Source organism: Thiothrix subterranea (assembly GCF_016772315.1).
GTDB lineage: Bacteria > Pseudomonadota > Gammaproteobacteria > Thiotrichales > Thiotrichaceae > Thiothrix > Thiothrix subterranea.
Window position 1 is genome coordinate 2209658 of record NZ_CP053482.1, and the last position, 21372, is coordinate 2231029.

Consider the following 21372-nt stretch of genomic DNA (forward strand, 5'->3'; position numbering starts at 1 on the left):
ATTCGCACGCGGACATACCCATGACGACTGACGCTATTTTCACCCACAGCCCTTATCTGCAACACCAATTGACACGCTACCCTGAATGGCAAGCCTACCTGGAAACGAGCCAGCCGTATGCCAATGGTGAATTGGTGCGAAACATCGCGGCGGAAGTGGTTGCTCTGCCCGATTACGACAGCGTATTGCGCACGGTGCGCATCATCCGCAACCGCGAAATGGTGCGCATCGCCTACCGCGATTTGCTGGGCAAAGCAGAACTTGCCGAAACCTTGCAAACCACGTCCGACCTCGCCGACGGTTTGGTGGATGCCGCTTACCGCTGGTGTTACGCCGAACTCACCGCCAAACACGGCATCCCGCGCAGCCGCAGCGGTGAACCCCAGCAGATGGTGATTATCGGCATGGGCAAACTCGGCGGGCAAGAACTCAACTTTTCCTCTGACATTGACATGATTTTCGCCTTCCCCGAAGCGGGTGCAACCGATGGCAAGCGCGACTTGGACAACCAAACGTTTTTCACCCGTATCGGGCAACGGATGATTGGGGTGTTGGGGCAAACCACGGCGGAGGGCATTGTTTACCGCGTCGATATGCGCTTACGCCCCTTCGGTGAGGTCGGCGCATTGGCGCTGTCGTTTGATGCGATGGAGCATTATTACGAAACCCACGGGCGCGAATGGGAACGTTACGCGCTGATCAAAGCGCGGGTGATGGCGGGTGACAAAATCAACGGGGCGGAATTGATGGCACGCTTGCGCCCGTTTGTGTTCCGCCGCTACCTCGATTACGGCGCGATTGAGCAATTGCGCGACATGAAAGCCATGATCAACCGCGAAGCCGAACGCCGGGGTAAATACCTTGACGTGAAACTCGGCACGGGCGGTATCCGCGAAATCGAATTTACTGCGCAAGTGTTTCAACTGATGCGCGGCGGGCGCATTCCCGAATTGCGGGGGCGTAGTTTGCTGCCAACGCTGGATGCCTTGCTGATGCAACAATTGCTGACGGCGGATGAGTTCGGGGTATTGCAACCCGCGTACCATTTCCTGCGCCGCACTGAAAACCGCCTGCAAATGTGGAATGACGAACAGACGCATTCGCTGCCAACCACGCCGGAACGCCAAGCCTGTCTCGCCAGCTCGATGGCTTTTGCGGATTGGGTGAGTTTTGAGGCGGAGCTGAATCGTCATCAGCGGGCGGTATCGCAGATTTTCCAGCGCGTGTTTGCGCTTGAAACGCAGGAAAAGCAGCCGATGCCGGAACATCCCGCGATTCAAGCGTTGTTACACAGCCGTTTGTATAACACGTTGACGGATACGGGGCGCAGTCGGTTAAACCGCTTGCTGCCTGCGTTGTGGGATGCGTGCCATGCGCTAGCTGACTCTGAACAGGCGTTGGAACGGTGTTTGCGAATTGTGCAAAAGATTGCGCCGCGTTCCGGCTATATTGCGATGCTGGCGGATCACCCGAATGCGTTGGAACAATTCGTGCGGCTGGTCAGTGATAGCTTGTGGATTACCAGCCAGTTGACCGATCACCCGATTTTGCTGGATCAATTGCTGGATTCGCGCCAGTTGTATACGCCGCTGGATCGTGAGCAATTGGGCACGGCGTTGCGGCTGGAATTGGAGCGCATTGATCAGGGCGACACCGAACAGGTGATGGAACGTTTGCGCCAATTCAAGCAAGCGCAAGTACTGCGGGTGGCAGCGGCGGATATTACCGGCGTATTGCCGCTGATGAAAGTGTCGGATCAGTTGACGTGGATTGCGGAGGCGGTGCTGGAAGAAACCCAGCGGCATGTGTGGGCGACGATGACGGCGCAAACGGGTGTGCCGTGTTACCAAGATGAGGCGGGGGAAACGCAGCAAGCGGTGTTTGCGATTATCGCTTACGGCAAACTCGGCGGGTTGGAACTCGGTTACGGGTCGGATCTCGACATTATTTTTCTGCACGATAGTCACGGTACAGCGCAGCAAACCAACGGCAAAAAGACGCTGGAAAATGCGGTGTTTTATGCACGATTTGCGCAGAAAATTATTCATACGCTGACGACGTTTACGCCAGCGGGACGTTTGTACGAAACCGATACGCGCTTGCGCCCTAGTGGGGCTTCGGGTTTGTTGGTGAGTAGTTTGAATGCGTTTCGCACCTACCAGCAGGAAAAAGCGTGGGTGTGGGAACATCAGGCGTTGTTACGAGCGCGGGTGATCACGGGAACGGAGCGTTTACGGGCGCAATTTGAGCAAGTACGTCATGAGATTTTGTGTCAGCCGCGTGATAGGGCAGAGTTGCGCAAGCAGGTGATTGCGATGCGCCAGAAAATGTGGGAAAGCATGGCGAGTAAGGATACTCGTGTGTTTAACCTGAAAAAAGACCCCGGTGGGGTGACGGATATTGAATTTATTGTGCAGTTTCTGATTTTGGCGCACGCGCATGAATACCCGGAATTGGTGCGCTGGAGCGACAATATCCGCCAATTGGAATCGTTGCAGGTGGCGGGGATTTTGCCAGCAGCGACGGCGGAAGTATTGGCGGATGCTTACCGGACGTTGCGTGACCGTATCCACGAATTGGCGTTGCAGGAGCAGAAAGCGGTGGTGGACGCGGGGCAATTTGTGCGCGAGCGCGAGGCGGTGCGGGCGGCTTGGGTGGGGTTGGTGGAAGCTTAATACAACATCCCAAACAACCACAACGGAATCCGCCTGCCATCGCCGATGACCACATCATCGACCACCGCATAACCCTCTGGGTGCTGGGCAAGCTGTTTGAGGGTTTTGCCAGCACCTCCGATTTCAAATACCCAACGCTCATCCACCACAAAATCGCCTTTGTCGTGGTAATGCACCTGATGCTGATAACCCAGTTGCGAGACAAAAAAACTTTCGCGGAGCGAGCCGACATTGGGGCTGGCGCACAGCGCGTAAAACAGGTTGGTGTTGTCCAGCAATAGCTTGTCCGGCTTGTTGACGGTGCGCATTCCGCTGCCACCGCGCACGATATGTACCAGACTGCCCGCGCTCATGCTGTCGAGATAGCGCGAAAGCGTCGGCCATGACGTACCCACCCCGGTGCTCAGTTTGGAAATGTTCAATTCCACCGGATCAGTGCTGCACAGCATGTACAGCAGCTTTTTCAGCTTATCCAGTTTGTCGGGGGCGATGCTGTAGAGGCTGGCAAGGTCAGAATCAATCGTCAGGTTGATCACTTCCAGCAGCTTGCTGGTGTAATTGTCCAGCGATTCGCGGTAGAACGGGTAAGCGCCGTAACGCAGGTATTTCTTGAACTGTTCAATCGGGCGCAGCGTTTGCATGACGTTTGCCGCAAGGTTGGCGTGATTGGCGAGGATGTCGGGCAGGGCATAAGCCGTGAACTGTTGCCCGGTTTCGATTTCCATGAATTCACGCAATGATAGTACCGGCAATTCGTGTACTACTGCCCGCCGTGACAAATCTGCCAGTTCGTGTTCCAGCCGCAACGCCGATGAGCCGGAAAAGATCACCTGCAAATCAAAGGTATCGCGGATCGCCTTGAGGTGAGCGGCAAAGCCTTTGTTCTTGTGGATTTCGTCGATCAGCAGCAGTTGCCCGCCTTCTTGGTAAAAGGTTTGCGCTAGGGCATACAAATCCACATCCACCATCGCGGGGTGGTCGCAGGCGATGTACAGGATGCGCGAGGCTTCCAAGCCGCAGGTTTGCGCGTGTTGCAGCAGCAAGGTGGTCTTGCCACAACCGCGTGCGCCCTTGATGCCGATCAGTTGTTCGCCGAAGTCGATGCGATTGTGCAGGAAACGGCGGTATTCTGGTTGCCGTCGGGCAAGGATTAAGGCGGATGTCTGACGGAGGATGGGGGAGATCATCGTCTGTGAAACCTGTTTTGGTGAAATGTGGCTTTAGTCTAAAGTCTAGTTTAGAGCAGAAAGCGAAAATTATCACTTTCAGATTATACTGGGTGGTGATCATTGAAATCTTCCCTTGCTAGGGCGGCAAAGAGGGCAACCGCCGGTTGCCCCTACAGGGAGGCGACGTAGGGGCGACCGGCGGTCGCCCTCTTCAAGAGTGGTTCATTAAGCCGCTAAACTGCTCAACGTAAAATCGGTTCATCCGGTAAATCAAGCTGGAGAAATGCCGCTGATGTCACCACATCAACACCGGTGCAGACATCTGCCGGAAAGTCGTTGCCATTGCCCGTTACCAAATATTTCGCGCCACTTGCCAGTGCTGCTAACAGATAAGGCACATCCTTTGGGTCTGGGAGTGGATAAGCAACCGGCTCTGGGTAAACAAATTCAGCCACCCGTGCCATGTCCAGCATGAAACCTTCCAGTTTGTCGCGGACACGGGCAAATTTGGGGCGGGATACCACGTCCTGATATTCAGCCAAAATATCCGGCGACATCACAATCTGGTAATGTGCCAATGACGTTTGGATTACGGCGTGGCATGTTCCCGCTGTCAGCCCTGCCGAAATCAGGACGTTGCAATCAATGACAACCCTCATGCTTTGCCTTTGCGGGAAGCGTGGATTTCTTCACGCACCATCTGCATCACCTCTGCTTCGCTCATGTTGGCAAATTCTTCGGGTGGTGGTTCCGCCAAACGCTGTTGCAAGTTTTTGCGGGCGATTTCCTGTATCAGTTGCCACTTGCGGGCATCTTGCTCGCGCTGGGCTTGTAGCTGCTCTTGGTCACGGCGGATGAGGCTGCGGATGTAATCGCTGATATTGCTGTAATCGCCACCTGTTACTCGTTGGCTGATCCATGTTTTCATATTGTCTGGTAAAGAAATGTTTAGCGTGGTCATGATTTGACTCTCCCATTTGCCGATACCTAGAGTCTTGAACGTTGACTCATTATTGTCAATATCGCCACATTGAAGCGGTTATCAAATGTTCATAAAGCCGGACAAAATGGCGGATAAACGGTATCATTCCCCATGTAAATTTTATCCCCATTCCTCGTTATCGGTGGCTTGATGGCTCAATTAGAATGTTTGGTTGATTCGACCAAGAAAGATGATCTTGCCGTTATATTCATTCACGGTCTAAACGGCGATGCCCGTGGAACTTGGATGATGGATGAAAAAGATGATTCCACGTTATGGCCTCGCTGGTTGGCATCTGATGTTGATTGCTCGGTTTGGGTGCTTGGCTACGATGCGAAATTGAGTAGTTGGCAAGACAATGCCATGCCACTACCCGACCAAGGCGATTCCGTGCTGGAAACACTGGCTACCGAAGAAGGGCTAAAAAACCGTCCCTTATTATTGATTGGTCATAGCATGGGTGGGTTGGTCATCAAAACCTTGATCCATCATGGGCGCACAAAAGGGGTTGCCCGCTACGAAAGTGTTGTTAAACGCATTCGAGGCGTTTCTTTCGTCGCCACACCACATAATGGTTCACAGCTAGCTACGCTTGCCCAATATATGGCCTTCTTGCTGCGTACTAACCCGCAGGTCGGAAACATGCAAAATCATGATGCGCACTTGCGTTCACTCAATCAGCAATTCCTTGCCTATTTCAATGCGCAAGATACTTGTGTTGCGGTGCGCACTTTTGCTGAGAGAAAACCAGTGCAAGTCGGTGTGAAATTCTTTAAGCCAATAAAAGTCCTTGTCGTTGATGCTAATAGCAGTGAGCCACACGTACCACATGAAATAGCAGTTCCACTGCCTGAAGATCATATCAGCATCTGCAAGCTGGCAAACAAAGGCGACCAGCTTTACAAATCGTTGCTGGCTTTCATCAAGGAGGACGTGCTCCCAAAATCTCAACCCCTACAGAAATCTGATGTTGAAACTGTAGGGGAATCAACAGAACCTCCGCCCGCCGATAAAATCCAGATCACTAAGCTTCCCCATACCAACAGCCATCTGTTTGGGCGTGAAGCGGAAATTGCCATGCTGGATAGAGCTTGGGCTGAAGGGTGTAATGTCCTAATTCTGAAGGCAATGGGCGGTACGGGTAAAACCGCACTGCTGAAGTATTGGTTAGATCAATTTGTCGCAAGTGGCTATCGCGGCGCAGAAGCCGTATTTACATGGTCATTCTATTCACAAGGTTCAGCAGAGAATAAGCAGACTTCTACCGATGATTTTTTCGAGTCTGCTTTGCGGTTCTTTGGTTATGTCGAGCAAAATCTGCCACCGCCACATGAACGCGGTATCAAGTTAGCCCGATTAGTCGCTTCACAGCGCACACTCTTGATCTTGGATGGTTTAGAACCCTTGCAGCATCCCGTTGGCATTTTCCACGGTGAGCTTAAAGATCAGGCTTTAAAAGCGTTATTGCAACAATTGGCAGTCAAAAATCCGGGTTTGTGCCTGATTTCGTCACGGCAAACTGTCGAAGAACTCAAAGGTAAGCCAGAAAAACTGGTATTAGCCCACGATCTTGAACAACTACAAGAAAAAGACGGCGTAGCCCTGTTGCGAGCCATTGGTGTAAAAGGCACAGATGTTGAGCTGACAAAGGCGGTGAAAGAAGTCGCGGGTCATGCTTTGGCACTTAACTTATTGGGTAATTACGTCAAAAAGGTGTTGAGTGGTGATATTCGTCAACGTGACAAGATTCCGGGCTTGATGGCTGAGCGTAATGATGGCAAACATGCAGAAAAAATGTTGGCTGCTTATGAAACACATCTCAAGGGGACACCCGCATTGAGTGTGTTGTACTTGCTGGGTTTGTTTGATCGACCCGTTTCACCCGGTGCTATTCAGTGTTTGAAAGAGGCGAAAATCCCCGAACTTACTGACCAGTTGGGTGGTGATGCCGATTGGTGCTATGCAATAGATGACCTGCGTGAACAACGACTGTTAAACGCTCCAAATCCTGATTATCCAGATAACCTCGACTGCCACCCGCTAATCCGCGAATACTTCGGCGGGCAACTGCAAACTCAGCAGCCGCAAGCGTGGCCGCAGGCGCATGAACGGCTGTACGAATACTACAAAGCTTTGCCGGAGAAGCTGCACAATCAATTTCTTCCCAAAACATTGAAAGAAATGGAGCATCTTTTCAGCGCTGTAGCCCACGGGTGTGCTGCGGGGTTGCATCAGCAAGCGATGAGGGAGGTTTACTGGCTTCGTATCCGGCGTAAGGATGAGGCTTACATCGTCAAAAAACTCGGTGCATTTAGCGATGCTCTTGCTACGATAGCTCATTTTTTCGTTATTCCGTGGCAGACACCCGCTGTGAATTTGATCGATGCGGACAAAGCAGCATTACTGAGTTGGGCTGGTTTCTGTTTACGAGCACTGGGACGGCTACGCGAGGCGGTTGAGCCGATGCAGGCAAATGTTGAAATGACTGTCCAGCAAGAAGATTGGAAAGAAGCTGCAATAGCAGCTAATAACCTTAGCGAACTGCAACTTCTTCAGGGGAAAATAAAAGAAGCAAAGTTGTCTAGTGAATGTGGTATAGATTTCGCTGTTAAGTCTAACATAATCTGGATCATTACTAAGGCACGTGCAACTCGTGCTCATGTAGTACATCAGTGTGGAAAAACTACAGATGCTTTTAAGCTATTTCATGAAATTGAGAATCCCGTTACGACATCAGTTCATTTACAGTTAACTTCAATTGAGGGTTCTCGATATTGTGATCTTTTATTAACACAAGGTAATATAGAGGAAGTAATTAAGAGATCAAAGCAAGCATTAGAACGGAATATGAGTCCTTTGACTATTGCACTTGATCGATACATTCTTGGGTGCGCTTACCTTCAACAAAAAGATTTTTCTCAAGCTGATCATTGGCTTACTACAGCAGTAGGGGAGCTACGTAAATACGGTGGTTTACACTATTTACCTCTTGGCTTACTCGCCCATGCTGATATGCACCGCCACACCCACGACTTCGCCCGCGCCCGGCAGGACTTGCAGGAAGTGTTCGACATCGCCGACGGCAGTGGGATGCGGCTGCATTTGACGGATTATCATTTGGAGATGGCGCGGTTGTTGGTGGCGGAGGAGAAAGAGGGCAACCGCCGGTTGCCCCTACAGGCAGACGTAGGGGCGACCGGCGGTCGCCCTCTTCAATACCACATCGCCGAAGCAGCCAAGCTAATCAACGAAACCGGCTACCACCGCCGCGACCAAGAGCTACTAGACTTGCAGCAAGCCCTCGCCAAGGAAAGCTGCCCATGAACACCCCGCAAATCACCCAAATCATCCGCCGCACCGACCAAGGCGCAACCCGCCCCTTCATTTGCCGTGCCGCTGACGGCTACGTGTATTACGTCAAAGGTCACTCCGCCTCCACTGGCGAACGCATCCGCGAATGGATGGGAACACACCTCGCACAAGCCTTCGGCCTACCCGTACCGTCGATGCGCTTGCTGGAAGTTCCCGCCACCTTGCTCAAATCCCTCGATAGCGAAACCGCCCGCGACTTGGGCAAAGGCTACGCTGTCGGTTCACGTCAGGTACAAGCCGTCAGCGAATTGCGCCACGACGAAATTCCCCTGATTCCAACCGCCACCCAACAAGCCATCCTGCTATTTGACTACTGGGTACAAAACGAAGACCGCACCTTGTCTGACTTGGGCGGCAACCCCAATTTGTTGCTGAACAAAGCCACATCCGAACTCTACGCGATTGACTACAATCTGATATTACCGACAGCCTTCGATGCCGCGTTATTCTGGCAAACCCATGTATTCCGCCATGCGTTCCCACAACCCATCGGGCAGGCACAGCAGCAAGCGTTTGAACACAATATGCAACGCGCTTTGTCGCAATGGTCGCAAGCATGGCAACAACTGCCGGACGACTTGCTGGATGAAAACCAGTCCACTGGCGCGTTTGATGATGCCGCCACATTGCAACGCCTAGAACACGACCAGCAAGGTGCTATCTGGAGAGATTTTCACCCATGAAACAAGCCTTCCACTACAACCTGATCCGCTTCCAACCCGACGTGGAAACCGGCGAATTCGCTAACATCGGCGTGGTCGTTTACGCACCTGACGCCCGCACACTCGCCTTCCGGCTGCTTGCGCCTTGGCAACACCAGCGCATCACCAGCTTTTTCAACCCGCTGGATACAAACGTCTTTCAAGGCGCATTAACCGTGGTGCAAACCGAATTGCAGCGAGTGCAAAAGCTGTTGCCAAGTGTGGCAAACCCCGCCGTGTTACATGAAGAACTCATCCGCCCTCGCGAAGACATTATCCGTTATGCCCACACGGGGGTGATTTTGGGTGATGACCCGCAAGCCAGCGCAGACGAGTTATTCAGCCGCTATGTACAGCGTGAGCAAGCATTGGCGGCGTAATTTGTAAATCAGACAAAATCGCCGATAAACGGTATGATTCATGGCGTAAACCCTTATCGCCACAAGGTTCTCCATGACTACCAAACGCTTCCAAGTTGCCCTGTCCTTTCCCGGTGAATACCGTGATTATGTGTCACAAGTGGCGGTGATATTGGGGCAAAAGCTGGGGCAAGATGCGGTGTTCTACGACCAATGGTACACAGCGGAATTAGCCCGTCCGAATATGGATACCCACTTACAAGCCATTTACCATGACCATGCAGAACTGATTGTGCCATTTTTGTGCGCGGATTATGAGCGAAAACAATGGTGTGGGTTGGAATGGCGGGCAATCCGTGATTTGCTGAAAAAACGTCAAGATAATGACATCATGCCGCTACGGTTTGATGATACAGAAATCCCCGGACTCTACGGCATTGATGGCTACATTGACTTACGCAGGCACACGCCGGAACAAATTGCCGGATTTATTCTTCAGCGGGTAAAACCCCGGCAGCAAAGTAGTACTGTAACCTCCATCCACTCCGACCGCCTCCCCACCGTCAAAGGTGGCTTCTTCGGACGCACCGCCGAACTGCAACTTCTCACCAACGCATGGGCAAACACCACCACCCGCATCATCCAATTCATCGCCCCCGGCGGCACAGGCAAAACCAAACTCCTGCGCCACTGGCTCGACCACACCACCGACATCCCGGTGCTGATCGCGTGGTCGTTCTATTCGCAAGGGGCAAGCGAAGACAAGCAGACTTCCGCCACGCCGTTTTTCAGCCATGCCTTTGCCAAGCTGGGTTCGAGCCGCGAGCGGTTTGCATCGGAGGAGGACAAGGGCGACCACCTCGCCGAATTGCTGCGCGGCAAACGCTACGTGCTGGTGCTGGATGGGCTGGAACCGCTGCAACACGGCGGCGCGGCGATGCGCGGCGAACTCAAGGACAAAGCCATCCGCCAGTTGCTGCGCCAGCTTGCCCGCCATCCGTGCGGTTTGTGCATAATCACCACGCGGATTGCGCTGCATGAACTCAGTGACCGCGACGCGCCCACTGTCATCCGCCACGATTTGCAAAACCTGACGGCGGCGGATGGCATTCAGTTGTTGCAATCGCTGGGGGTGAGAGGCAGTGCGGCGGAACTGGGCAAGGCGGTGCGTGAATACGGCGGTCATGCGCTGGCGTTGAGTTTGCTGGGGAATGTGTTGCGGCTGCGGCATCAGGGCGACGTGCGCAAGCGCGATACGCTCAAGGCACTGGTCAAAGCGACGGGCAACCGCGACAGCCGCCACGCCTTCAAGGTGATGCAGGCTTACGCGGAATGGTTTGCGGGCGAGCCGGAACTGGCGTTGCTGCACTTGTTGGGGCTGTTCGACCACCCCATCGGGCAGGACGTGCTGCAAATGCTGTGGGATGCGCAGATTCCGCACCTGACCGCTGGCATAGATGAAGATGAATGGCTGGAAGCCATCGCCAGTTTGCGCGAAGAGCATCACCTGTTGTCGCAGCATGACGGTGGCGGCGACCTCGACTGCCACCCGCTGATCCGCGAATACTTCGGCGGGCAACTGCAAGCGCAGCAACCACAAGCGTGGCAACAGGCACATGAACGGCTGTACGAATACTACAAAGCCCTGCCGGAGAAGGAACTTCCCGATACGCTGGAAGAAATGCAGCCGCTGTTCAGTGCGGTGGCGCATGGGTGTGCGGCGGGGTTGCATGAGAAAGTGTGGAGAGAGGTTTTTATTCTTCGCATTCAGCGACTTAGAGTGAATGGTTATTTATGGGATAAATTAGGGGCAGTTAATGAAAATCTCATCATGCTCTCTCATTTTTTTCTCAAACCTTGGCAGACATCAGTGTTAGAACTACCGGAACATATTAAAATCAACAATTTTAATTGGGCAGGATACTCTCTAGTTATATTAGGGAGATTACGTGAGGCATTAGAACCAATACAAGTTGGTATGGAAATCTCCAAGAAGCAAAAGGATTGGTGCAATGCAGCCGTTGCCGCTAGAAATCTTAGCGTGCTACAGCTTACTCTGGGTGCTATAGCAGAAGCGTCTATAAGTTCTCAATATATTATTGATTATTCTGAAAAATGTGGTAATCGTTATATAGATATTATTGGGCTAACTACTCACGCAGATACTCTGCATCAGGCTGGAAAAATTAATGATGCGTTTGTCCTATTTTATGCGGCAGAACAACTGCAAGAGGAATGGCATCACTACGATCCAATTTTGTTTTTACTACAAGGTGCTGAACTTTTTCGCTATTGTGATCTATTGCTAAGTCAGGGTGATACTTTCAAAGTACTAAACCTAGCGAAAGAATCTGTGGATTTTCCAGCAGAAGAATTCAGTCTGCTGGACATTGCTCTGGATCAACTCACCCTCGGACGCGCCCATCTGCAAAAGATTGTTGAAGAAACCCCTCCCAACCTCCCCTTATCAGGGGAGAGGCAAGAGCAAGCTGCCCACTGGCTGGAGCAGGCTGTCGCTGGTTTGCGTGCAGCAGGAGAACAGCGATTTGTACCACTCGGTCTGCTCGCCCGCGCTGCGCTGCACCGCCACACCCGCGACTTCGCCCGCGCCCGGCAGGACTTGCAGGAAGTGTTCGACATCGCCGACGGCAGCGGGATGCGGCTGCATTTGACGGATTATCATTTGGAGATGGCGCGGTTGTTGGTGGCGGAGGAGAAAGAGGGCAACCGCCGGTTGCCCCTACAGGCAGACGTAGGGGCGATCGGCGGTCGCCCTCTTCAATATCACATCGCGGAAGCCGAACGCTTGATCAACGCAACCGGCTACCACCGCCGTGATCAAGCGCTATTAGACTTGCAGCAAGCCATTGCTAAGCATGAAACAACCGTCCATCCTCCCACTTCCCCAGTCGCTGATTAATTTGAGTAGAATCATGAGCGTATCAACCAACTATCGTGGCTATGTATGCGTGTCAGGTTACTATCGCTATTGTTAATATTCGGTCTTGTGAGCGTGTCGGTGCAGGCGGAAATTTACCGTTGGGTGGATGCTGCCGGTAACACGGTGTATGGCGATAACCCACCGAAACAAAGTGCTGCCAAACCCGTGGATTTGCCGATGTTAACCGTGGCAGATAGCCCCGCACCTGCGCCCGCTGCCAAGCCCGAAGCAGCGCCCGCAGCAGAGGAAGAGGCGTATACCGATTTCGCGATTACCTCGCCTACTGCCGATGAAGCTATCCGCGCTAACGAGGGAAATGTGACGGTGAGCGTATCCCTGAAACCGGCATTGAAACCCGGCGATGGGGTGGCGCTCTATTTGGACTCAAAACAAGTCGGTTCCGGCGCATCGCTGTCTTTCGCGCTGACCGAAGTCGAGCGCGGCGAACACAGCGTATTTGCCGTATTAAGCAATGCGGCAGGTGACATTATCCAAAACACCGAGCCGGTGAAATTCAGCGTTTTGCGGCATTCAGCCCTGCAATAGCTAAGCCCGCGAGCCGAAAATCGCCGTGCCAATGCGCACGATGGTTGCACCTTCGGCAATCGCGGCTTCCATGTCATCGGTCATGCCCATTGACAGCGTATCCAGCGTGAAACCTTGCGCCACCAAATTCTCTTGCAACGCCCGCACTTGCGCAAACACGGCGCGTTGCTGAGCGAAATCCTGTTCTGGCGCAGGAATTGCCATCAAACCCCGCCAGCGAATCCCCGGTAAAGCAGCAATCTGGCTTGCCAATGCCGCCAATTCCGCCGGTTGTACCCCCGATTTGCTGAGCTCATTGCTGATATTCACTTGCAAGCAAATATTAATCGCAGGCGCGTCCGCTGGTTTTTGGTCGCTTAAGCGCTGGGCAATTTTGAGACTGTCGACCGAATGCACCCAGCGGGCAGTGCTGGCGATCAAGCGGGTTTTGTTGGATTGGATTGGGCCGATGAAATGCCATTCCAGATCGCTGCTGCCATTGGCGAGTTCGGCGGCTTTTTCGACCATTTCTTGCACGTAATTTTCACCGAAATAGGTTTGCCCCGCGTCGATGGCTTCGCGAATACTGGCGCTGGGATGTTTCTTGCTCACTGCCAATAATTGCACACTGCCGGGTTTGCGCCCAAAGCGTTGTTCGGCAGCGCGGATGCGTTCGCCGATTGTCTGGATATTGTCACGGATTGTCATGGTATGTGTTACTTTCCTCATTAATCACTGAACTAAACCCACAATGTGAATTATAACAACAATGGACATTACCCAACTGCTGGCGTTCAGCGTCAAAAACAATGCCTCCGACTTGCACTTGTCGGGCGGGATGCCCCCCATGATCCGTGTCGATGGCGAAATGCGCAAGATCAACTTGCCGGTACTCGACCATAAACAGGTACACGCGCTGGTGTACGACATCATGAATGATCACCAACGCAAAAATTACGAAGAGCATTGGGAATGCGATTTCTCGTTTGAAATTCCCGGTGTGGCGCGGTTTCGTGTGAATGCCTTTAACCAAAACCGTGGTGCTGGTGCGGTGTTTCGTACCATCCCCAGCAAAGTATTAACACTCGATCAGTTGGGTGCGCCCGGTATTTTTCGGAAAATTTCGGAAAACCCACGCGGCTTGGTGTTGGTAACAGGGCCGACCGGTTCGGGCAAATCCACCACGCTTGCGGCAATGGTCGATTACAAAAATGACACCGATTACGGGCATATTCTTACCATCGAAGACCCGATCGAATTCGTGCACGAAAGCAAAAAAAGTCTGGTCAACCAACGTGAGGTGCATCGCGACACCAAAGGCTTTGAAGCCGCTCTCCGTTCCGCTTTGCGTGAAGACCCGGATACCATTCTGGTCGGGGAAATGCGTGACTTGGAAACCATTCGCTTGGCATTGACGGCGGCGGAAACCGGGCATTTGGTGTTTGGCACGTTGCATACGACATCCGCACCCAAAACCATTGACCGTATTGTGGATGTGTTCCCCGCTGCCGAAAAAGAGATGGTGCGTTCCATGCTTTCCGAATCCTTGCAGGCGGTGATTTCGCAAACCCTGCTGAAGAAAAAAGGCGGCGGGCGCGTGGCAGCACACGAAATTCTGATTGGCAATCGGGCGGTGCGTAACCTGATTCGCGAAAATAAGATTGCGCAAATGCGTTCTGCAATGCAAACCGGGCAAAGTGACGGGATGCAAACCCTTGATCAATCACTGAAAAACTTGGTGATGAAAGGTTTGGTGGATCGTGAAGCGGCGCGGCGCAAAGCCGATAACCCGGATTCTATTTAATTTAAAGAACCCCTCACCCCCTAACCCCCTCTCCCTCAAGGGGCGAGGGGGAACACAGGAGACACTATGGATCGCGATGCTGCTGTCAGCTATGTGCATAAGTTATTGGCTACTATGTTGGAAAAGAAAGCTTCCGACTTGTATGTCACCGCCGAGGCTGCCCCTTCTGCCAAAATTGCCAGCGAAATGGTGCCGTTAACCAATCAGCCATTGAATGAGCAAACGGCGCGGATGTTGGTGCGGGCGATTATGAACGACCGCCAGCTCAAACAGTTTGAGGAGGACATGGAATGCAACTTTTCCATTAGTCTGCCGGGCAAGGCGCGATTCCGGGTGAATGCGTTCACGCAACGCGGTTGTGCGGGGATGGTGTTACGCCATATTCCTAACCATATTCCCGGTTTGAAAGAGTTGGGGTTGCCGCCGGTATTGCGCGAGATTGCCATGACCAAACGCGGTTTGGTGATTATGGTGGGGGCGACGGGTTCGGGTAAATCGACCACACTGGCGTCGATGGTCGATTTTCGCAATACCAATTCCAAAGGGCATATCGTCACGATTGAAGACCCGATTGAGTTTGTGCATCAGCACAAGGGGTGCTTGATTACGCAGCGCGAAGTGGGGGTCGATACCAGCAGTTATGAGATTGCGATGAAAAATACCTTGCGCCAAGCCCCTGATGTGATTTTGTTAGGCGAAATTCGGGATCGTGAGGCGATGGATTACGCGATTGCCTACGCTGAAACCGGGCATTTGTGCTTGTCGACCTTGCACGCCAACAGTTCCAACCAAGCGATCGACCGTATTATCAACTTTTTCCCCGAAGAACGCCGCAACCAGTTATTGATGGATTTATCCCTCAACCTGAAGGCGGTGGTATCACAGCGCTTGGTGCGTAAAGCCAAAGGGGAAGGGCGTTTGCCAGCGGTGGAAGTGGTGATTAATACGCCATTAATGGCAGATTTAATTCTGAAAGGCGATGTGCCGGGCATGAAGATTCTGACCTCGAAATCGCGCGAACACGGGATGCGCACCTTTGACCAAGCGCTATTTGATTTGATTGAAGCGCGGCAAATCACCGTGCATGAAGCGTTGCGTCATGCCGATTCGCAGAATGACTTGCGCTTACGCCTCAAATTGGAAAGCCGGTTTGCGCAAGATAATGACTTCTTTAAGGGGTTGGATGAGTTGGCGATTGAGCCGCTGGAGAATGCCACACGATGACCATTTTAAGTGAAGCTGAGATGCGCATCACACCATTATTGAATGTGATGGTGAAACAAAGCGCATCGGATTTGTATTTGACCACGGGGGCGCACGCCACGATTAAGGTGCGCGGGCAGCTCAAACGCATTAGCCGGGAGTCGATGAAGCCGGGCAATATTCGCCAATTAGCCGAAGAAATCCTGACGGCAACCGAAATTGAAGCTTTCTTTGCCGATCGTGAGTTAAACAAGGGATTTTCGCTGAAAGGCATTGGGCGTTTCCGCATGAATTTTTATTTTCAGCGCGGGGAAGTGTCGATGGTGATTCGCCATATTCGTTCCGACATTCGCTCGCCGGATGAGTTGAAATTGCCGGAAGTGCTGAAAAAACTGGTGATGCAAAAAGAGGGGATGTTGCTGTTCGTGGGGTCTACGGGGTCGGGGAAGTCGACGTCGATGGCATCCTTGATTCAGCACCGCAATGAGCACCATTGTGGGCATATTTTGACGATTGAAGATCCGATCGAATACACCTTCCGCCACGGTAAATCCATTATTGGGCAGCGTGAAGTCGGTTTTGACACCTTGAGTTACGCTAATGCGATGCGCGAAGCCATGCGGGAAGCCCCGGATATGATCATGGTGGGGGAGGTGCGCGATACCGAAACCATGGATGCGGTGTTGGGTTTTGCGGATACCGGGCATTTGGTGTTGTCGACCTTGCACGCGACTAACGTGATTCAGGCGCTGGAGCGGATGTTGTATTTGTTTCCCAGTGAAAATAAAGGCCGGGTGTTGATGGATTTGTCCTTGAATTTGCGCGGGATTGTGGCGCAACGGCTGATTCCTGATGAAAAAGATGGCTTGCATCTGGCGGCAGAGGTGTTGGTGAATACCCCGTATGTCGCTGAGCTGATTCGTACCGGACAATTTGGCGAGTTGAAAGAGATTATTGCCAAAGGGTCTGTGGATGGGATGCAAACCTTTGACCAAGCCTTGTACCAGCTTTACACCGGCAGCCATATCAGCAAGACCGTGGCCTTGGAGTACGCCGGTTCCCGCAATGATTTGGAGTGGCAAATCAATTTCGGCGCGGGTCACGCCGAAGACAACGCCGCGCATTATGATTTGCCGGAAATGGCTTAAGCACACGGGAAGGCGACGATTGGTACGTCCAAGTACTGGCACATATCTTGAGCATTATCCATGCCGTTCACACGGGGCGTGCGGGCATTGAGAATAACGCCTGCCAAGGTGAGGCCGCGTTGTTGCACCGCTGCGACCGTGAGTAACACATGGTTGATGCAACCCAAACGGTCTTCGGCAACGACAATCACGGGTAAGCCCAGCTTTTGGGCAAGATCGGCATTGAGGCCATCGTCGGCAATCGGTGAATAAAAGCCGCCCGCGCCTTCCACATGCAAAAACTGGTGGGATTCCCAATGCGTGGGGCAAGCGGCTACCAGTTGTTGCAGTGACACGCTTTCTCCGGCAAGTTGTGCGGCGCGTGGCGGGGCAAGCGCGGCGCTAAAGTGATAGGGGCAAATGCGTTGGTCAAAGGCTTGCCCTGCTGCCTGAGCCAATTGCCAAGCATCCGTTTGCTGAATGTCGTCAGCCCAACCCGATTCCACGGGTTTGCGCACCATCACTTCACGCCCTAAAGCCCGCAAGCACGTAATCAGTTGGATGCCGACCCAGGTTTTACCCACGCCGGTATCCGTGCCGGTCATGAAAATACCCCTAGCCGTATTCACGCCAGATGCCGTCAGCCAGTGTGCGAATGTTGGAACAATTATCCCCATGCGGTTTCCTTTGTTGGCTCAAGGTATCATTTCAAATGATACCTTGAGGGTCATGCCGGTGGTTTTTTTGCTGAAAGTTAAGCCTAGACTAATGTTTCCCTGACTAAGGGGCAATACTAGGCAGTATCCAACAGATGATACTTATGTCGGCAATTATAAAAGTGATAATTTTAACTAATTAAAGTTGAACCATTTTGATCAAATACACGACTATTAGTTTGTTTATTAAACTGTTTTGACGTATATCAATAAATTTTACAAATGACTTGCTTGGTAAATAATAATATGACGATAAAAAGGCTCACCCTTGTGTTGGGCAGCAGTTTGCTGCTTTCTTGTGCTAATTGGGCGATGGCTCAGCAAAATTGTCAGGGAAATATTCCCGCTTCTACCCCAGTGCAACGCTTCAATGATCAAGGCAATGGCACTTTAATTGACACTAACACCGGCTTAATGTGGAAAAAATGCTTAGAAGGGCAAACTGGAGAGCGTTGCGTCGGGTCGGCGTTACGCATGGAATGGGACAGAGCCGCTAATCTCGCGCAATTGGTCGGCAGTGATAATTTCGCCGGTTACGCGGGCTGGCGTTTACCGACGTTGGATGAACTCAACAGCATTGTGGAACAGCGTTGTGTCGAACCCGCTGCTAATTTGGACGTATTTCCACACATGCCCGCCGTTGGGCTGTGGTCGATGAATCAGGTCGACCCACTTGCGTGGAGCATGGATTTCGCTAAAGGCCGCGCCTATGAAAATCTCAAAGGCGCGGGTATGTACATTCGCTTGGTGCGTAATTTACGCTAACGTTACGGTGACGTATCCGTTGGCAGCATCAAGCTCACCCAATACTGGCTGCTGGTTTCGGTCATATCCAACATCCCCTGTGGATAAAGGCCGAACACCAGCACCAGTATAACTATCAGCAGCAGGACACCCAGTTCTCGCGGCTTCAAGTCAGGTGCGTCACGGATAATGTCGTGACGCGCTTCACCCAGAAAGGCTTTGCGGTAGAAGTTCAGGAAATACGCCGCCCCCAAAATCACCACAAACAACACCACCAAACCTGCGCCGGTGTGTACTTCCAAAATACTCACGATCAGCAAAAATTCCGCCGGAAAACCGCTGGTGGCTGGCATTCCGATTCCCGCCAAACCGAGGAAGAAGAACAGCGATGCCAGCAAGGGCATGGATTTCGCTACTCCGCCCAAACTCAATAATTCCGTCGAGCCGGTGCGTTGATGCAAAAAGCCGGTAATCAAAAACAAGCCACCCGCAATCAGCGTAAAGTTCAGCAACTGGAAGATTGCGCCCTGCATCCCTTGCGGGCTAAACGCGGCAATCCCCAATACCACTAGCCCGACGTGGCTTAAGGATGAAAACGCCAACATGCGCCGCAAACTGGTTTGGCTCAACGCCGCCACCGCGCCATACAACACCCCAATCATTCCTAAACCCACCAGAATCCAGCGGAATTCCAAGGCGGCATCTGGCACCAGCGGCAAGCCAAAGCGCAATAACCCATACGCCCCGACTTTCAAACCCGTCAGCAAGGCCACGGTGGTAGCAGGCCCTTCTTGCGCGACCACCGGCAACCACGTGTGCAGCGGGAACAGCGGAATTTTCACCCCAAACCCCACCAGCAACAGGAAAAACACCGTCACCTGCACCCCGTATTCACGGCTACCTTGCAATAAATCGGTGTAGGCAAAACTCATCCCCGTGGAATTATTCATCGCCAGCACCACAAACCCCAGCAGAATTGGCAAGCCACCCGCCAACATAAACAAGCTGTATTTCACCCCCGCGTAACGCCGATTCGCACCGCTGCCCCACAAACTGATCAGGAAGAACAGCGGCAGCAAAGTCATTTCCCAGAACAGGAAAAACAAAATCGTATCCAGCGAGGTGAAAATGCCCATCATGGTGCATTCCAACACCAGCAATAGCGCGAAATACAGGCGTGTCATGGTGCGAATCGCGTTCCAGGACGCCAATATCACCCCAATGAACAACAGCGCGGTGAATGGCAGGAACAAGACCGATAGCCCATCCACCCCCAAGAGGTAATGAATCCCCAAACTCGGCATCCAGGGGGTTTTTTCCACAAATTGGAATCCCGCCTGCTGCGGATCAAATCCCGCTACGATAATGAGCGCCACCCCCAATGTCAGTACCGCCGTGGTCAACGCCGCCAAGCGAGCTTCTTTGCCCGGCATGAATGCGGTCAAGATTGCGCCCAACGGTAACATCAGCAGTAACAGGCTGAGCCAAGGAAAATCCATGCTTGTTAAGCTATCCATCAATGTTCTCCCCCTTGAACGTCGCCCGTGTATTCTGCAAACAGCCCCGCCAAACCTTGGATGGGCTGATCAATCAATGCAATCCACGGCGCGGAATAGAACCCCGCCGTTACCGTTACCACAATCACAATACTTGCCATCAGCATTTCCGCCGGGTAAGTGGGGTTGGTATCCCACCGTTTGGTATCCACCCCCGGATTGGCTAAAAACGCCTGTTGGAAAGCGCGTAACAAAAAGCCCGCCGCCACCAAGTTGCCCAAAGCCGCAGCGACTGTCACCAACGCCCCGAAGCGTTTAATCGAGCCTTCCAACACGAAATGCACCGCATCAAACCCCGGTGTTCCCGGCATTCCCACAATCGCCAAGCCTGCCACCAGAAATGCCAAGCCCACAATTGGGATGTAATCCATCATCCCACCGAGCTTGGTTAAGCGCGTGGTGCGGGTGCGTTGCCACACCATGCCGGTCATCAGTAACAAGCCAGTGATCGCCAATCCAAAATTCATCGCCAGCAAGACAGCGCCTTCAAACGCCATGCGATGCAAACTAAATAAACCAATCGTCAAAATTCCGGTATGGCTAATGACCGCAAACGCCAACAATTCACGTAAGGTTTGCTGACGCATTGCCAAAAATGCGGCGTAAAACACCCCGGTAGCGGCGAACACGGTGGCGACCATGTGCCATTCCCACACCGCATGAGGCACAATCGGGAATACAAAGCGCAACAGCCCGTAGACCCCCACTTTCAAGCCCAGCAAGTAAATCGGTGCGACCGCCACATTGCCGTGCAACATAAACGCAGGTAGCCAGCCGTGAAACGGGAATAACGGAATCCGTACCGCCATTGCATAAAACAGGGCGAAGAACACCAAGGTTCCCACCATATCGTGCGCCCCAAAGCCGAGGGTTGCCAGCTCATACAGGCTGAAACTCCAGCGTCCGGCATTCGCATCGGCGTAATTCCAGCCCAACACCAGCGTGCCAAACACCAGCAGCAATAAGCCCACTACCATGAATTGCAGGTAACGCGCCAAGGTCGGTTGAATGTCGTGGAACGTCGGCCAGCGCTTGGTCAAATACGCCACCATGACCACTTCGAGGAAGGACATACAGGTAAACCACAGCAAATCCACCGTTACAAACTGACTGGTAATGACGGACTGAATCATCATCATCACTGCCAGTATCGAACTTTCGTGCAAACGCCGCACCAGAATAAACGCCACACTCAATAGGCTGATCAAGCTGGTCAGCAACACAAACATGACCCCGATGCCATCCACCGCCGCGTGGTAGTGAAACGCGCCGAGTATCTGGAAACGTTCCGCAAACTGCATCACCCCCGCCGCTTGATTCACATCAAACTTGGCATACAAGCTTACCGCCAGCAACATTTGCGCCAGCGCCATAATGCCTGCCAAGGCCACTGCCGCATTGCCGCGTATCTTAATTAACACCAGCCCGGTCAACAGCGGGAACAGTTGCAACATGGTCAACAACGGTGATGCTGCCGGAATTTCCGAAAATGTCATTG

General features: G+C 52.6%; 17 protein-coding genes. 10 read left to right on the plus strand and 7 right to left on the minus strand.

Translation table 11 applies throughout. The features are described from left to right. Nucleotides 1-20: 20 nt before the first annotated feature. On the plus strand, nt 21-2675 hold the full coding sequence (gene glnE, locus HMY34_RS10875; protein WP_202715518.1) for a bifunctional [glutamate--ammonia ligase]-adenylyl-L-tyrosine phosphorylase/[glutamate--ammonia-ligase] adenylyltransferase: 2655 nt from the start codon (nt 21-23) through the stop codon (nt 2673-2675). On the opposite strand, the gene HMY34_RS10880 is transcribed toward glnE, so the two are convergent. The 3 genes from HMY34_RS10880 to HMY34_RS10890 all read right to left on the minus strand — a co-directional run bounded on the left by HMY34_RS10880 (nt 2672) and on the right by HMY34_RS10890 (nt 4805). Next, nucleotides 2672-3862: an ATP-binding protein gene (locus HMY34_RS10880; RefSeq protein WP_202715519.1), complete on the minus strand. Its 1191-nt coding sequence runs from the start codon at nt 3860-3862 to the stop codon at nt 2672-2674. The two genes, glnE and HMY34_RS10880, sit on opposite strands and share 4 nt — an antisense overlap. A gap of 224 nt (nt 3863-4086) precedes the next feature. Continuing rightward, nucleotides 4087-4503, minus strand: coding sequence for a putative toxin-antitoxin system toxin component, PIN family (locus HMY34_RS10885; RefSeq protein ID WP_202715520.1), 417 nt, complete (start codon nt 4501-4503; stop codon nt 4087-4089). Then, nucleotides 4500-4805, minus strand: a complete 306-nt coding sequence (locus HMY34_RS10890; RefSeq protein ID WP_202715521.1) for a ribbon-helix-helix domain-containing protein — start codon at nt 4803-4805, stop codon at nt 4500-4502. Before HMY34_RS10890 ends, HMY34_RS10885 begins: the two co-directional genes overlap by 4 nt. A gap of 171 nt (nt 4806-4976) precedes the next feature. On the opposite strand from HMY34_RS10890, the gene HMY34_RS10895 reads away from it, so the two are divergent. The 5 genes from HMY34_RS10895 (at nt 4977) to HMY34_RS10915 (ending at nt 12745) form a co-directional block, all read left to right on the plus strand. Beyond that, nucleotides 4977-8150 carry a hypothetical protein gene (locus tag HMY34_RS10895; protein WP_202715522.1) on the plus strand — a complete coding sequence of 1058 codons (3174 nt, stop codon included), beginning with the start codon at nt 4977-4979 and terminating at the stop codon, nt 8148-8150. After that, complete coding sequence (locus tag HMY34_RS10900; protein ID WP_202715523.1) at nt 8147-8881, plus strand: HipA family kinase; 735 nt, start codon at nt 8147-8149, stop codon at nt 8879-8881. Before HMY34_RS10895 ends, HMY34_RS10900 begins: the two co-directional genes overlap by 4 nt. Then, complete coding sequence (locus HMY34_RS10905) at nt 8878-9279, plus strand: DUF3037 domain-containing protein (protein ID WP_202715524.1); 402 nt, start codon at nt 8878-8880, stop codon at nt 9277-9279. Before HMY34_RS10900 ends, HMY34_RS10905 begins: the two co-directional genes overlap by 4 nt. 73 nt (nt 9280-9352) lie before the next feature. Beyond that, complete coding sequence (locus tag HMY34_RS10910; RefSeq protein ID WP_202715525.1) at nt 9353-12178, plus strand: TIR domain-containing protein; 2826 nt, start codon at nt 9353-9355, stop codon at nt 12176-12178. Nucleotides 12179-12247: 69 nt separating this feature from the next. Continuing rightward, entirely contained in the window at nt 12248-12745 is a 498-nt protein-coding gene (locus tag HMY34_RS10915; RefSeq protein ID WP_202715526.1) for a DUF4124 domain-containing protein, read from the plus strand. On the opposite strand, the gene HMY34_RS10920 is transcribed toward HMY34_RS10915, so the two are convergent. Further along, nucleotides 12746-13432, minus strand: coding sequence for a YggS family pyridoxal phosphate-dependent enzyme (locus HMY34_RS10920; protein ID WP_202715527.1), 687 nt, complete (start codon nt 13430-13432; stop codon nt 12746-12748). A gap of 61 nt (nt 13433-13493) precedes the next feature. Between HMY34_RS10920 and HMY34_RS10925 the strand changes: the two genes are divergently transcribed. From HMY34_RS10925 to HMY34_RS10935, 3 genes are all read left to right on the plus strand, one after another. Further along, nucleotides 13494-14528, plus strand: a complete 1035-nt coding sequence (locus tag HMY34_RS10925) for a type IV pilus twitching motility protein PilT (protein ID WP_202715528.1) — start codon at nt 13494-13496, stop codon at nt 14526-14528. Nucleotides 14529-14594: 66 nt separating this feature from the next. Beyond that, nucleotides 14595-15752 (plus strand): PilT/PilU family type 4a pilus ATPase, encoded by a 1158-nt coding sequence (locus tag HMY34_RS10930; protein WP_202715529.1) that lies wholly within the window; start codon nt 14595-14597, stop codon nt 15750-15752. After that, a complete protein-coding gene (locus tag HMY34_RS10935) occupies nt 15749-16879 on the plus strand; it encodes a PilT/PilU family type 4a pilus ATPase (RefSeq protein WP_202715530.1) in 1131 nt (376 codons plus the stop codon). The genes HMY34_RS10930 and HMY34_RS10935 overlap by 4 nt, the downstream gene beginning before the upstream one ends. Here HMY34_RS10935 and bioD read toward each other — a convergent pair. Beyond that, nucleotides 16876-17535 carry a dethiobiotin synthase gene (bioD, locus tag HMY34_RS10940; RefSeq protein ID WP_202715531.1) on the minus strand — a complete coding sequence of 220 codons (660 nt, stop codon included), beginning with the start codon at nt 17533-17535 and terminating at the stop codon, nt 16876-16878. The two genes, HMY34_RS10935 and bioD, sit on opposite strands and share 4 nt — an antisense overlap. A 285-nt stretch (nt 17536-17820) precedes the next feature. On the opposite strand from bioD, the gene HMY34_RS10945 reads away from it, so the two are divergent. Further along, complete coding sequence (locus HMY34_RS10945) at nt 17821-18339, plus strand: Lcl C-terminal domain-containing protein (RefSeq protein ID WP_202715532.1); 519 nt, start codon at nt 17821-17823, stop codon at nt 18337-18339. A 2-nt stretch (nt 18340-18341) separates the two neighbouring features. Here HMY34_RS10945 and HMY34_RS10950 read toward each other — a convergent pair whose 3' ends face one another. Both HMY34_RS10950 and HMY34_RS10955 read right to left on the minus strand, forming a co-directional pair. Next, nucleotides 18342-19835 (minus strand): complex I subunit 4 family protein, encoded by a 1494-nt coding sequence (locus tag HMY34_RS10950; RefSeq protein ID WP_202715533.1) that lies wholly within the window; start codon nt 19833-19835, stop codon nt 18342-18344. Continuing rightward, nucleotides 19835-21370: a complex I subunit 4 family protein gene (locus HMY34_RS10955; RefSeq protein ID WP_202715534.1), complete on the minus strand. Its 1536-nt coding sequence runs from the start codon at nt 21368-21370 to the stop codon at nt 19835-19837. Before HMY34_RS10955 ends, HMY34_RS10950 begins: the two co-directional genes overlap by 1 nt. Nucleotides 21371-21372 lie beyond the last annotated feature (2 nt).

Bases quoted from the DNA above. Each gene is read 5' to 3' on its own strand.
- glnE (WP_202715518.1), top strand. From the start codon at position 21: ATGACGACTGACGCTATTTTCACCCACAGCCCTTATCTGCAACACCAA.
- HMY34_RS10880 (WP_202715519.1), bottom strand. From the start codon at position 3,862: ATGATCTCCCCCATCCTCCGTCAGACATCCGCCTTAATCCTTGCCCGA.
- HMY34_RS10885 (WP_202715520.1), bottom strand. From the start codon at position 4,503: ATGAGGGTTGTCATTGATTGCAACGTCCTGATTTCGGCAGGGCTGACA.
- HMY34_RS10890 (WP_202715521.1), bottom strand. From the start codon at position 4,805: ATGACCACGCTAAACATTTCTTTACCAGACAATATGAAAACATGGATC.
- HMY34_RS10895 (WP_202715522.1), top strand. From the start codon at position 4,977: ATGGCTCAATTAGAATGTTTGGTTGATTCGACCAAGAAAGATGATCTT.
- HMY34_RS10900 (WP_202715523.1), top strand. From the start codon at position 8,147: ATGAACACCCCGCAAATCACCCAAATCATCCGCCGCACCGACCAAGGC.
- HMY34_RS10905 (WP_202715524.1), top strand. From the start codon at position 8,878: ATGAAACAAGCCTTCCACTACAACCTGATCCGCTTCCAACCCGACGTG.
- HMY34_RS10910 (WP_202715525.1), top strand. From the start codon at position 9,353: ATGACTACCAAACGCTTCCAAGTTGCCCTGTCCTTTCCCGGTGAATAC.
- HMY34_RS10920 (WP_202715527.1), bottom strand. From the start codon at position 13,432: ATGACAATCCGTGACAATATCCAGACAATCGGCGAACGCATCCGCGCT.
- HMY34_RS10925 (WP_202715528.1), top strand. From the start codon at position 13,494: ATGGACATTACCCAACTGCTGGCGTTCAGCGTCAAAAACAATGCCTCC.
- HMY34_RS10930 (WP_202715529.1), top strand. From the start codon at position 14,595: ATGGATCGCGATGCTGCTGTCAGCTATGTGCATAAGTTATTGGCTACT.
- HMY34_RS10935 (WP_202715530.1), top strand. From the start codon at position 15,749: ATGACCATTTTAAGTGAAGCTGAGATGCGCATCACACCATTATTGAAT.
- bioD (WP_202715531.1), bottom strand. From the start codon at position 17,535: ATGGGGATAATTGTTCCAACATTCGCACACTGGCTGACGGCATCTGGC.
- HMY34_RS10945 (WP_202715532.1), top strand. From the start codon at position 17,821: ATGACGATAAAAAGGCTCACCCTTGTGTTGGGCAGCAGTTTGCTGCTT.
- HMY34_RS10950 (WP_202715533.1), bottom strand. From the start codon at position 19,835: ATGGATAGCTTAACAAGCATGGATTTTCCTTGGCTCAGCCTGTTACTG.
- HMY34_RS10955 (WP_202715534.1), bottom strand. From the start codon at position 21,370: ATGACATTTTCGGAAATTCCGGCAGCATCACCGTTGTTGACCATGTTG.